Consider the following 11,565-nt stretch of genomic DNA (forward strand, 5'->3'; position numbering starts at 1 on the left):
GCTCTGTTAAACCAAGATTGACATGGCCCTTATTCTTGGCTCCCCTTGTCAGGGGAGCTGGCGGCGAAGCCGTCTGAGGGGTAGTCAGACATGGATTTATGTCAATTTTGGTTTAACAGAGCCAAAGAAAATCACACCTCGAACCCGGCCTCCACAAGCGCGTGGTCGATGTCGCGAATCAGGTCGTCCGTATCCTCGAGACCCACGGCCAGGCGGAAGAAGCCGCGGTGGAACTCCGGCGGGTACAGGTACTGGCGTTCGTCGTCCTCGCCGAGGAACACGATGAGGCTCTCGTCATGGCCCAGCGACACGGCGGACGTGATCACGTTGAGCTTGGAAACGAACCGGTTGTGCCCGTCATGGTCGGTGTCCAGACCGAACGCGAGCACGCCGCCGAAGCCGGAATCCGGGCGGGCCAGCTGCGAGACGGCCACGTCGTGGTGCGGGTGCGACTCCAAACCGGGGTACGAGACGAACCGCACGGACGGAATCCGCTCCAGATGCTCGGCGATGGCCTGCGCGGAGGCGTTGTGCTGGCGGATGCGCAGGGGAAGCGTCACCGAGCCGCGGTTGATGAGCCAGGCGTTGAACGGCGAGATGATGCCGCCGAAGTTCACCTGCGCGGTGAAGCGGATCTCGTTCGTGCGCGCCTTGGTGGTGGCGATCACGCCGCCGAGCGCGTCGCCATGGCCGTTGATGTACTTGGTCAGCGATTCGATGACGATGTCCGCGCCCAGGTCGAGCGGACGCACGTTGTACGGCGAGTTGAAGGTGTTGTCCACGGAGACGAGGATGTCCGGATTCGTTTCATGCGCGATGCCCGCGATGGCGCGGATGTCCGAAACCTTGAGCGTGGGGTTCGCCGGCGTCTCGATATGCACGAGCTTGGTGTTGGGGCGCAGGGCCGCGCGCACGTTCTCCGGGTCGGAGGTGTCCACGATGGAGGTCTCGATGCCGTACTTCTCCGGCAGGATCTGGTTGAGCAGGCGGTAGGCCGCGATGTAGGTGGTGTCCGAGAAGATCGCGTGGTCGCCGCGGTTCAGGAACGTGGTGAACGTGGCCGCGAGGGCCGCCACGCCGGAAGCGAGCACCACCGCGTCCTCGGCGCCTTCGAGACGGGCCAGCTTCTCCTCCAGGTAGCGTTGGTTCGGGTGGCCGTTGCGGGTGTAGAGGTTCACATCCGAGCTGGACCAGTTGATGTCGGATGGGTCGTAGGGCAGCGCGTAGGCGTTGGCGAGCGTGATGGGGCGGCGGATCGCGCCGGTTTCGGCGTCGACCCCATTGCCGAGGTGGATGGAGAGCGTACCGAAGCCGAGCGGCTGGTCGTCGAAGGATTGTCCGTGGTGCACGAGATCTGAGGTCATGGCTTCAGCATGCCAGCGCCCGACGCGGCTCGCAAGCGGCTAGGAACCCCTCAAAACCGCGTCATTCCGGGCTTTGAGAGCCGTCTATAAGAAAAACGGAAAACGGTATAGGATGAGGCCATGAGTTTCAAACATCGCAGTATCATCGATTCCATCCCCGCCTATAAGCAAGGCAAGCCCGCCCCCAAGGTCGAAGGCCAGCGCTCCTTCAAGATCTCCAGCAACGAGAACGCCTTCGACCCGCTGCCCAGCGTGGTCGAGGCCATCGAGAATCACGCGCTGCCGCACCTCAACCGCTACCCGGACATGCGCGGCTGGGCCGTGGTGGAGCGTCTGGCCGGCGAGATCGGCGTCAAGCCGGAGAACATCGTGCTCGGCTGCGGCTCCACCGAGGTCATCACCATGCTCGTCCAGCTCGTGGCTGGTCCCGGCGACGAAGTGGTCTACCCGTGGCGCAGCTTCGAGGCGTACCCGATCATCGTGACCGGTGCCGGCGCCACGAGCGTGCAGGTGTCCAACCTGCCGGACGGCTCGCATGACATCGACGGCCTGATCAACGCGATCAACGAGAAGACCCGGTTGGTGATCGTCAACAACCCGAACAACCCCACCTCCACCTCCGTGTCCGACGCGGACGCCCGCCGCCTCATGGAGGCCGTGCCCTCCGACGTGCTGGTCCTGTTCGACGAGGCTTACTTCCAGTTCAACACCGATCCCGACACGTCCGTGGCCATGGACCTGTTCCGCGAGTACCCGAACGTGGTGGTGGCCCACACCTTCTCCAAGGCCTACGGTCTGGCCGGCCTGCGCATCGGATACGCCGTGGCCCCGGAGGACGTGATCGAGGGCATGCGCAAGGTGGCCCTGCCATTCGGCGTGACCGATGTGGCCCAGACCGCCGCGCTCGCCAGCCTGGATGCCTACGACGAGCTGACCGACCGCGTCAAGTCCATCGTCTCCGAGCGCAACCGCGTGGTGGCCGCGCTGAAGGACCAGGGCTGGGAGTTCCCCGAACCGTACGCCAACTTCTTCTGGCTGCCGCTGGGCGAACGCACCGACGCGGCCGCTTCGCGCTTCCTGGCCGCCGGCCTGTCCACGCGCGTGTTCTCCGGCGAGGGCATCCGCATCTCCATCGGCGAGGCGGAAGCCAACGATCTGGTGATCGACGTGTGCGCCCAGCTCAAGGCCGCCGGCTTCTGATCTTTGCCGGTGTCCAGTGCTCGGCGTCCGACGTCTGACCCGCGCCCGGCCGACACGCCGAAGTAGGCGGAGGGGTCGGTGTTCGCCGACGCCGTACGCTACTGAAACACCCTGTTGAAGGCCCTCGAACCAAGAAAACGACACGCCGATAGAACGGCTTCGTTGCAACGGTTTGAGGGCCTTTGCGCAAGGTCGATTTGCATTGGTCGCAGATTCTTGCTTTAATAGCCAAGTTGCCTGACGAGGTCAAGCCAAATGGCCTGGCCAAGACGGGAAACAGACTGGCGGATTTCCCAAGCGGTCAAAGGGAGCTGACTGTAAATCAGCCGCTTCGTGCTTCAGTGGTTCGAATCCACTATCCGCCACGCCCCGATAGCTCAGTGGTAGAGCACTTCCTTGGTAAGGAAGAGGTCGTGAGTCCAATTCTCACTCGGGGCTCTCTGGCGGGGTAGCTCAGCTGGCTAGAGCGTACGACTCATAATCGTAAGGTCAAGAGTTCGAGCCTCTTCCTCGCTACAAATTGCGCCCGCTGTTACAAGTGGGCGCGTCCATTAGACCTAAGAACACAGAGGTGAATGAGAATGGCTAAGAGCGCCGACATCCGTCCGGGCATCACGCTGGCCTGCACCGAGTGCAAGGAGCGCAACTACATTACGACGAAGAACCGTCGTAACACGCCCGATCGTCTCGAGCTCAAGAAGTTCTGCCCGCGCTGCGGCAAGCAGACCGTGCACCGCGAGACTCGTTGATCGCAAGCATCAAGCTTCAAACCCGACCGCCCGGTCGGGTTTTTTCGTATTCGCACCAGTAGGATAATCACCATGACCAGCTTTGCAGACATCACCACCATGGGCGTCGGCGGCCCCATCGCCCACTTCATCGAACCCACCACGCGCGTGGGCCTTATCGAGGCCGTCGAGGACGCCGACTCCAAGGGCCTGCCGCTCGTGGTCATCGGCGGCGGCTCGAACATGCTGGTCTCCGACGAGCCCTTCAACGGCGTGGTGGTGCGCGACGCCCGCCGTCTCATCACGGTCCCGGACGAGGCCGCCCCCGTGGAAGGCGAGGACCGTACCGTGCACGTCAACGCCGAGGCCGGCACGAACTGGGACGACTTCGTGGCCTTCACCGTCCAGATCGGACTTGAAGGCGTCGAGGGCCTCTCCGGCATCCCCGGCACGGTCGGCGCGTCCGTGGTGCAGAACATCGGCGCCTACGGCCAGGAAGTGGCCACGTCGGTCGAATCCGTGGAGGTCTGGGACCGCGAGACCAAGACCACGCGCGACCTCACCCCGGCCGACCTCAAGTTCGGCTACCGCTACTCCGCGCTCAAGGCCAGCATGTACGAGGCTCCCGGCAAGCCGGCGGACCGGTTCTTCCCGACCCCGCGGTACGTGGTTCTCTCCGTCACCTTCGCGCTGACCCACTCCGCCGAGGGCACCGTGGGATACGGTCAGCTCGCCAAGGCCCTCGGCGTCGAGGTGGGCGACCGCATGGCCACCAAGGCCATCCGCGAGGCCGTGCTCAAGGTGCGCGCCGCCAAGGGCATGCTGGAGGATCCCACCCGTTACACCCTGCCCGCCATGGACGGCACCAAACGCGAGGCCAACATCCTGGCCGATCTCAAGCGTCTGGCCACCGTCAACGAGGAGGCCGGCATCCCGCTCGGCGGGGACGGCCTGCCCGCGCCCGACCACAACCGCCACAGCTGCGGCTCATTCTTCATGAATCCGATCCTGCCCGCGGACCAGGCGGATACCCTGCCGGAGGACGCCCCGCGGTTCGCCGCCACGCTGCCGGACGGCACGCCGGGCGTCAAGACCTCCGCAGCCTGGCTCATCGACCACGCCGGCTGCCACAAGGGCTACCGTGCCGCACAGGACGCGCCCGCCAGCCTGTCCACCCAGCACACGCTGGCCCTCACCAATCGCGGGGGAGCGACGGCCGCCGACGTCGAGACGCTGGCGAAGTCCGTGCAGCAGGCCGTCAAGGCCGCGTTCGGCGTGGACCTGGTCCCCGAACCGGTGTGCGTCGGCGTGCTCACCCGCTGAACCTCCGTTTGACCCCTGTTGAACCTTGGCGGACGCCGGACATCGGTCGAATCGTCCACAATCCGACCGGTGCCGCCCATCTCGCCCGCCCAGGAAGTAATAGACAAGTCACATGGCCTCTCCTATACTCGATTCTCGATGTTTTGCGCGCACCCGGCGTGCTCAGGAAAGAAAAGGGAAGCCATGCAACTGTTCCGAACGAAATCCGTCGAACAGACCATTGCCGAAACAGGTGAAGAGGGCCGCAAGCTCAAGCGCAACCTGACTTGGTGGGATCTGTCCATTATGGGCGTGGCCGTCGCGGTCGGCGCCGGCATCTTCTCCGTGGGTGCGCAGGCCGCCGCCTTCCACGCGGGCCCGGCCGTGATCATCAGCTTCCTGATCGCCGGCGTCGTGTGCGGCGCGGCCGTGATGTGCTACGCCGAGTTCGCCTCCATGATTCCGGTGGCCGGCTCCGCCTACACCTTCACGTACACCACCGTGGGCGAAATCATGGCGTGGATCATCGGCTGGGATCTCATCCTGGAGATGCTCATGGCCGGTTCCGTGATCTCCAAGTACTGGGGCGTCTACCTCAACGACTTCATGCGACTGATGGGCTGGAACTTCAACACCAACCTCACGTTCGGCTCGTTCCACATCGACGTGGCCCCGATCATCATCGTCGCCTTCTTCACCACCCTGCTCGTGTTCGGCACCAAGATCGGCGCCCGCGTGGACGGCGCGATGACCGTGCTCAAGATCGCCATCGTGTTCTTCGTGGTGATTGTGGGCTTCTTCTACGTCAAGGCCTCCAACTTCACCCCGTTCATCCCGCCGACCGAACCGGCCTCCTCCGTGGCCAGCTCCTCCGCCGTCTCCGGTGTGATGGGCCAGCCGCTGTGGCAGTGGGCCACCGGCATGGTCCCGTCCATCTACGGCGTGCCTGGCATCCTGTCCGGCGCGGCGCTCGTGTTCTTCGCGTTCATCGGCTTCGACGTGGTGGCCACCGCCTCCGAGGAGACCAAGGACCCGCACAAGAACGTGCCGCTGGGCATCGGCGTGGGCATGGCCCTCATCATCGTGATGTACATGCTCGTGGCCATCGTGACCACCGGCATGGTCTCCTACAAGGAACTCGCCCAGCAGGACAGCCCGTCACTGGCCACTGCGTTCGAGCTGGTGGGAGCCAACTGGGCCGCCAAGATCATCAGCTTCGGCATCGTGCTGGGTCTGGCCACCGTGGTGATGGTGCTGCTGCTCGGCCTGACCCGCATCGTCTTCGCCATGAGCCGTGACGGCCTGCTGCCGCGCAGCCTGTCCAAGACCGGCAAGCACGGCACCCCGGCCGGCCTGCAGATCGCCGTCGGCGTGGTGGTGGCCCTCGTGGCCGCCCTGTTCGACATCGGCGTGCTCTCCGACATGGTGAACATCGGTACGCTGTCCGCCTTCACGCTCGTGGCCATCTCCATCCCGATCATGCGCAAGAAGCGCCCCGACCTGCCGCGCGCCTTCAAGATCCCCGGCAACCCGTGGGTTCCGATCTTCATCGGCTTGGCGAACCTGTGGCTCATGCTCAACCTCACCGTGCTCACCTGGATCCGTTTCCTGGTGTGGCTGGTCGTCGGTTTCGCCATCTACTTCGGCTACGGCTACGCCCACGCCCGCCTCGGCACCGGCGACCTGAGCGAGGAGCTGTCCGAGGAGACCAATCAGGCCATCAATGGCTGATTGACGTCTGCTTTGCTTGCTCTCTAGGGCTTCCTTCCTATCACGGAGGGAAGCCTTTTTCGTTCCTTTTCTTGGCTCCCCTTGTCAGGGGAGCTGTCGCCGGAGGCGACTGAGGGGTAGTCTCCGGCGACATGTGAACAGCGTGTGTGAAAGGATTCTCCGCCCTGACATCGTGTCAACGAGTCCGACCGCGAGACTATCCTTGAAACCAGCTTTATTTCAAGGAGGATCCCATGCCATACGTTGTCGCTCAGCCTTGCGTGGACGTCAAGGACAAGGCCTGCGTGGACGAGTGCCCGGTCGACTGCATCTACGAGGGCTCCCGTTCGCTGTACATCAACCCGAACGAATGCGTCGACTGCGGCGCATGCGAGCCCGTGTGCCCCACCGAGGCCATCTTCTACGAGGATGACCTGCCGGAGGAGTGGGCCTGGTACAAGGACGCCGCCGCTAACTTCTTCGCCGAAGTGGGCGATTTCGGCGGTGCCTCCGCCCACGGCCCGATCGGCAAGGACCCGGAGCAGGTGGCCGCGCTGCCGCCGCAGAACCAGTGAGCCAGCCTGGGTCTGCGTGACTGGTGCAAGCTTGATGTGCATCTGATGCGCGCACGACTGCCGCATTCCGACGCATAACGAACCCCCGACCCATCCCGGCCGGGGGTTCGTCGTATCTTAGGTAGGTACTTGCCACAGAAAGGGTTCCCATGGGCTTCCACGCATATTCCTCCCCGTACGACTGGTCCCGCATCGCCGGCTTCAAGGCCACGGCCAAGGCGGCGCCGGGCGGCATGGTCGACCTGTCCGTAGGCTCGCCCGTGGATCCCGTGCCCGACTCCGTACGCGAGGCGTTGTCCGCCACGTCCGATGCGGCCAACGCCCATGGCTACCCGGTCACCGTCGGCACCGCGGACCTCAAGGCCGCCATCGACACCTGGTTCCGCACCATGCGCGGCGTGGACCTGAAGTCCATCAACGCGGCCGCCGTGCCCACCGTGGGCTCCAAGGAGGCCGTGGCGCTCATGGCCTCGCTGCTGCACCTGGGCCCGGGTGATGTGGTGGTCCAGCCCAAGGTCTCCTATCCCACGTACGAGATCGGCACCCAGCTCGCCGGTGCCACCGTGGCCAAGGTGGATGACGTCACGGATGTCGAATCCTGGGTGCACATCCCCGGCGTCAAGGCCGTCTGGGTCAACTCCCCGTGCAACCCCACCGGTGAGATCATCTCGGCCGAATGGCTCGCGGACATCGTGGCCGCCGCCCGCCGCATCGGTGCGGTGGTGCTGTCCGACGAATGCTATGCGCTGATGGACTGGCGTGCCGTGCGCGATTCCGCGCCCGAGGCCGAATCGAACGAGCCGGCCGCCGGCGATGGCGCCTTCAGCCTGTCCGCCGCACCCTGCGCCCTGAACCCGCACATCTGCGAAGGCTCGGCCAGCGGCATCCTGGTGCTCTACTCGCTGTCCAAGCAGTCCAACATGGCCGGTTACCGCACCGCCCTGATCGCCGGCGACTACCGTCTGGTGACGGAGATGAGCGAGTTCCGCAAGCAGATCGGCCAGATCATCCCCGGACCGGTGCAGGCCGCCATGGCCGCGGGCCTGAACGATGCGGCCTCCGTGCATGTGCAGTGGTCGCGGTACCGCCGTCGTCTTGCCGCGCTGGTCAAGGCGCTGAATGCATATGGTTACGAGGCGTCGATGCCGGCAGGCGCGCTGTACGTGTGGGTCAAGGCCAAGTCCGGCGACTGCTGGACGGATATGGCCGAACTCGCCAAGATCGGCGTCGTTCCGAGCCCCGGCGAGTTCTACGGCGCCCCCGCCTACCTGCGGTTCTCCTCCACGGCCACCGACGAGGCCATTGACTCCGCCTGCGCCCGCCTCGCCGCGTAAGTCTTGGCTCTGTTGACATGCCCTCATTCTTGGCTCCCCTTGAAGGACGCCGCCGTGGATCGGACAGTCCTGTGGACTGTCCGTAGGCGGCGTGCGAGACGATAGTCGAGCCAGCAGATTGCGAACGAAATTCGTCATTTATTCCGGACGAGCTGGCCGCGAAGCGGACCGAGGGGTAGTCTCGCGTTCTTATGCAGCTGGAGCACAGGAATGCCGTCGTTCCACTATGCCCCGAACTGCACGGCCCTGTTGCCGAACTTGCGGCGCACCGCATCCAGCGCGGCTTCCGCATCGTGCCGTTTCGCTTCGGACGTGCGCCCGCGCACGTCATCGGCCTCCTCAAGCATGTCCTCCAGCGATGGCTGCACCGCGGTGGACGCCGTCTCGCTGAGCGACGACGTGCTCATGCCGGCCAGTCGGATCAGCTTCGGCAGCGGCGTATCCGGTCCCGCAGCGGTCGATATTCCCAGCATCGTCTTCAACTGCCGCACGCACTCGGGGTACAGCACGCCGGCCGTATCGGTCGGACGTCCCATCGTGAACGACCGGGTCTGGTAACTCAGGTCCGCGAACCGCAGCTTGACGGTGAGTGTCCGCGCCATCAGTCCCTTGCGCCGCAACGTACCGGCCACCTCGTCACAGGCCGACCTCAGCAGGCCGCACACCACGCGCATGTCCCGCGTGTCCTGTGGCAGGGTGCGTTCGGAGCCGATGGACTTCTCCTCGCGAACCGTGGTGATCTCGCGCGAGTCCAGCCCGTGCGAGGCCATCCACAGTCCGCGTGCGGCGGCGGGGGAGCCGGTGGCGCGGGTCAGTGCGGTCTCGTCCATCCGTGCCAGGTCGGCCACCGAATTCACGCCCCACGCATTGAGCCGGCGTTCCAATGACGGGCCGATGCCCGGGATGCCGCGCAACGGCATCATCTGCACGAATTCCGCGGACCGGGCGGCGGGGATGAGCAGCATGCCGTTCGGCTTGGCGTTGGTGGAGGCCATTTTGGCGATGAGCTTGTTGCAGGCGATACCCACCGAGCAGGTCACATGGAACCGCGCGGACACCTGCTCGCGGATCCACGCGCCGATGGCGCTCGGCCGCTCCCATTCCAGCAGCGCGGCGGAGACGTCCATGTATCCCTCGTCCACCGAGACCTGCTCGAACCGGTCGGTGATGGTCAGGAACACTTCATGCATGATGCGATGGGACATCGCACGGTAGTAGCGCATATCCACCGGCAGAAAGACGCCGTCCGGGCACAGCTGATGCGCGCGGGCCGCCGGCATGGCCGAATTGATGCCGTATCGTCTGGCCTCGTAGCTTGCGGCGGACACCACCGCGCGTGGGCCGGTGCCGATGATCACCGGTTTGCCCTTGAGTTCGGGATGCCGCGCCACTTCCAGCGAGGCGTAGAAGGCGTCCATGTCGATGTGCAGCACCGTGCAACCGGTTTCGTCGTGCCCCCAATCGCGTTTGGCGGCGGCCAGTCTCGGTGCGGTACTCATGCACTCCATTGTAGAAGTCGGACGTATAGGCATATGGCCGTATGGCGGACTCGGCGGTTCCATGTGTGCTGCATCTGCCCACATCGTGCCTTTGTCTCACAGTCGCATCCGCAATCCGATCAATCTCATCGCCGCCCGTTCCTGTCCCTGCGCACCGAGTAGCGTGAGTCCTATGCAGCAGTTGAAGCAAGCGATAGTCGGCCTTCTCAACCGGGTTCCGGTGGTGTGCATCGTGATTGGAGAGGCACTGGTGATCTACCTTGCCACGGCCATCGCCAAACTCGCGTTCACCCAGCTCGACCCGCTGTATTCGGTCTGGTACCGCGTGGGGTTCATGGCGGTGTTGCTGTTGGTCTGGCGCCGCCCGTGGAGCGTGGCCAAGCGGGGGCTTCTGTTCCATCGGAGCGCGCGATCCTGGGGACTGGTCGTGCTGCTCGGTTGCGCATTGGTGCTGATGAACACGATGTTCTATGTGGCCATCAGCAACATGGACATGGGCATCGCCGTGGCCATCGAGTTCCTGGGTCCGCTGTCCGTGGCGGTGATCACCGGGCGCAGCTGGCGTGAACGGCTCGGCATCGGCATCGCCGCGATCGGCGTGGTGCTGCTCGCCGGCATCTCCCTGGCGAATCCGTCCGGACACGGCACGTTCCTGGTGGGGCTGATCGCCATCCTCATCGGCGGCTCGATGTGGGGCGTGTACATCGTGACCGGCCGACGTGTGGCGGCCGGCGGCAACTCGCTGGACAATCTGTGCATCGCCGTGACCATCGGCTGGCTGGTGCAGTCGCTGTTCCTGGCCGTGCCGGCGGTCAAACATGTGATTTGGCCCAAGCCGGACGCCACGTGGGCGCTTGAGCCCGGCGGTTCGCTGAAGCTGCTGGCGCTGCTGTTCGTGATCTCCCTGATGGCCTCGTTCATTCCGTACGTGATCGAGCAGATCACATTGCGCCGTACCACGTCCGGCGCGTTCTCAGTGATGCAGTCCATCAACCCCGCGATGGCCGTGGCCGTGGGGCTCGCGTTCGGCGAGATTCCGAACGTGGGGGAGATCATCGGCGTGGCGCTGGTGATTTGTGCCGTGATCGTCACCTTCTCCGGGGATGCCGCGCCCGCCAGGGGCAAGTGACTTGGTTCTGTTGGATCGGGATTGACGTGTTTTTAAGCTCTGTTAAACCAAGATTGACATGTCCCTTATTCTTGGCTCCCCTTGTCAGGGGAGCTGTCGGCGAAGCCGACTGAGGGGTAGTCAGGCATGGATTCATGTCAATCTTGGTTTAACAGCGCCTTTTTATTCTCGGCCCTCCTTGTCAGGACATTGCCGTGAAGCAAACAGCGGAGCTGTTTGTAAGCAATGTGCGAGACGACAGTCGAGCCAACAGGCCTCGAACGGAGTTCGTCCTTAATTGCAGGACGAGTTGTCGGCGGAGTCGGCTTAGGGGCGGTCCAGCAGAATGAGCCAATGGCATTGTTCGATGCCGTGCGACAGGCGCGAACGACATCCACGGTTCACGATATCCGCAAAGTGTGGTACAGTGTTTTGCTGTTGCGCTTCAATGCTCAACACGGAGTCATGCCTGAGTGGCCGATAGGGGCACCCTGCTAAGGTGTTAGTCGCTTTTCGCGGCTCGAGGGTTCGAATCCCTCTGACTCCGCCACCAAGGGTTTCCGGGAAAACCGGAAACCCTTTTCTCGTCTTGGAACCGTTGGAACGACGCCGTTTTCGGGGCTATAGGAACCAAACGTGGTGTTTTAGACCGGTCAGAATGGTCGGGTCTTCGCGTGACGGGGGCGGTGTTCGTCGATTTTATGGGTCTCGCTGACGCCGATGATCGCATCGCATAGGGCGCGGG

The 11,565-nt window shown here is 64.2% G+C and carries 9 protein-coding genes and 4 tRNA genes; 11 read left to right on the forward strand and 2 right to left on the reverse strand.

What is annotated here, in order from left to right:
* Positions 1 to 131 precede the first annotated feature (131 nt).
* Positions 132 to 1,364 carry a trans-sulfuration enzyme family protein gene (locus KIH81_RS09255; protein ID WP_214305075.1) on the reverse strand — a complete coding sequence of 411 codons (1,233 nt, stop codon included), beginning with the start codon at positions 1,362 to 1,364 and terminating at the stop codon, positions 132 to 134.
* A 120-nt stretch (positions 1,365 to 1,484) separates the two neighbouring features.
* Between KIH81_RS09255 and KIH81_RS09260 the strand changes: the two genes are divergently transcribed.
* From KIH81_RS09260 to dapC, 9 genes are all read left to right on the forward strand, one after another.
* Positions 1,485 to 2,564, forward strand: coding sequence for a histidinol-phosphate transaminase (locus tag KIH81_RS09260; RefSeq protein WP_214305076.1), 1,080 nt, complete (start codon positions 1,485 to 1,487; stop codon positions 2,562 to 2,564).
* 283 nt (positions 2,565 to 2,847) lie between these two features.
* Positions 2,848 to 2,929, forward strand: a tRNA-Tyr gene (locus tag KIH81_RS09265).
* A 1-nt stretch (position 2,930) separates the two neighbouring features.
* Positions 2,931 to 3,002, forward strand: a tRNA-Thr gene (locus tag KIH81_RS09270).
* 4 nt (positions 3,003 to 3,006) lie between these two features.
* Positions 3,007 to 3,080: transfer RNA gene (locus tag KIH81_RS09275), tRNA-Met, on the forward strand.
* A gap of 65 nt (positions 3,081 to 3,145) precedes the next feature.
* Positions 3,146 to 3,313: a 50S ribosomal protein L33 gene (gene rpmG, locus KIH81_RS09280; RefSeq protein ID WP_007053013.1), complete on the forward strand. Its 168-nt coding sequence runs from the start codon at positions 3,146 to 3,148 to the stop codon at positions 3,311 to 3,313.
* 72 nt (positions 3,314 to 3,385) lie between these two features.
* Complete coding sequence (locus tag KIH81_RS09285) at positions 3,386 to 4,615, forward strand: UDP-N-acetylmuramate dehydrogenase (RefSeq protein ID WP_214305077.1); 1,230 nt, start codon at positions 3,386 to 3,388, stop codon at positions 4,613 to 4,615.
* Positions 4,616 to 4,798: 183 nt separating this feature from the next.
* A complete protein-coding gene (locus tag KIH81_RS09290) occupies positions 4,799 to 6,325 on the forward strand; it encodes an amino acid permease (RefSeq protein ID WP_214305078.1) in 1,527 nt (508 codons plus the stop codon).
* Between the two features lie 233 nt (positions 6,326 to 6,558).
* Complete coding sequence (gene fdxA, locus KIH81_RS09295) at positions 6,559 to 6,879, forward strand: ferredoxin (RefSeq protein ID WP_109057874.1); 321 nt, start codon at positions 6,559 to 6,561, stop codon at positions 6,877 to 6,879.
* 149 nt (positions 6,880 to 7,028) lie between these two features.
* Positions 7,029 to 8,213 carry a succinyldiaminopimelate transaminase gene (dapC, locus tag KIH81_RS09300; RefSeq protein WP_214305079.1) on the forward strand — a complete coding sequence of 395 codons (1,185 nt, stop codon included), beginning with the start codon at positions 7,029 to 7,031 and terminating at the stop codon, positions 8,211 to 8,213.
* A gap of 224 nt (positions 8,214 to 8,437) precedes the next feature.
* Here dapC and dinB read toward each other — a convergent pair whose 3' ends face one another.
* The gene (dinB, locus tag KIH81_RS09305; protein ID WP_214305080.1) at positions 8,438 to 9,712 is read right to left on the reverse strand and encodes a DNA polymerase IV; all 1,275 of its coding nucleotides are present in this window, start codon (positions 9,710 to 9,712) and stop codon (positions 8,438 to 8,440) included.
* Between the two features lie 181 nt (positions 9,713 to 9,893).
* Here dinB and KIH81_RS09310 point away from each other — a divergent pair, with 181 nt between their 5' ends.
* Both KIH81_RS09310 and KIH81_RS09315 read left to right on the forward strand, forming a co-directional pair.
* Complete coding sequence (locus KIH81_RS09310) at positions 9,894 to 10,841, forward strand: EamA family transporter (protein ID WP_214305081.1); 948 nt, start codon at positions 9,894 to 9,896, stop codon at positions 10,839 to 10,841.
* Between the two features lie 438 nt (positions 10,842 to 11,279).
* A tRNA-Ser gene (locus KIH81_RS09315) sits at positions 11,280 to 11,370 on the forward strand.
* The last annotated feature ends 195 nt before the right edge of the window (positions 11,371 to 11,565 follow it).

Source organism: Bifidobacterium miconisargentati, from assembly GCF_019331675.1.
Taxonomy (GTDB): Bacteria; Actinomycetota; Actinomycetes; order Actinomycetales; family Bifidobacteriaceae; genus Bifidobacterium; species Bifidobacterium miconisargentati.

Coding starts and splice junctions, on each gene's coding strand:
- KIH81_RS09255 (WP_214305075.1), bottom strand. CDS start 1,364: ATGACCTCAGATCTCGTGCACCACGGACAATCCTTCGACGACCAGCCG.
- KIH81_RS09260 (WP_214305076.1), top strand. CDS start 1,485: ATGAGTTTCAAACATCGCAGTATCATCGATTCCATCCCCGCCTATAAG.
- rpmG (WP_007053013.1), top strand. CDS start 3,146: ATGGCTAAGAGCGCCGACATCCGTCCGGGCATCACGCTGGCCTGCACC.
- KIH81_RS09285 (WP_214305077.1), top strand. CDS start 3,386: ATGACCAGCTTTGCAGACATCACCACCATGGGCGTCGGCGGCCCCATC.
- KIH81_RS09290 (WP_214305078.1), top strand. CDS start 4,799: ATGCAACTGTTCCGAACGAAATCCGTCGAACAGACCATTGCCGAAACA.
- fdxA (WP_109057874.1), top strand. CDS start 6,559: ATGCCATACGTTGTCGCTCAGCCTTGCGTGGACGTCAAGGACAAGGCC.
- dapC (WP_214305079.1), top strand. CDS start 7,029: ATGGGCTTCCACGCATATTCCTCCCCGTACGACTGGTCCCGCATCGCC.
- dinB (WP_214305080.1), bottom strand. CDS start 9,712: ATGAGTACCGCACCGAGACTGGCCGCCGCCAAACGCGATTGGGGGCAC.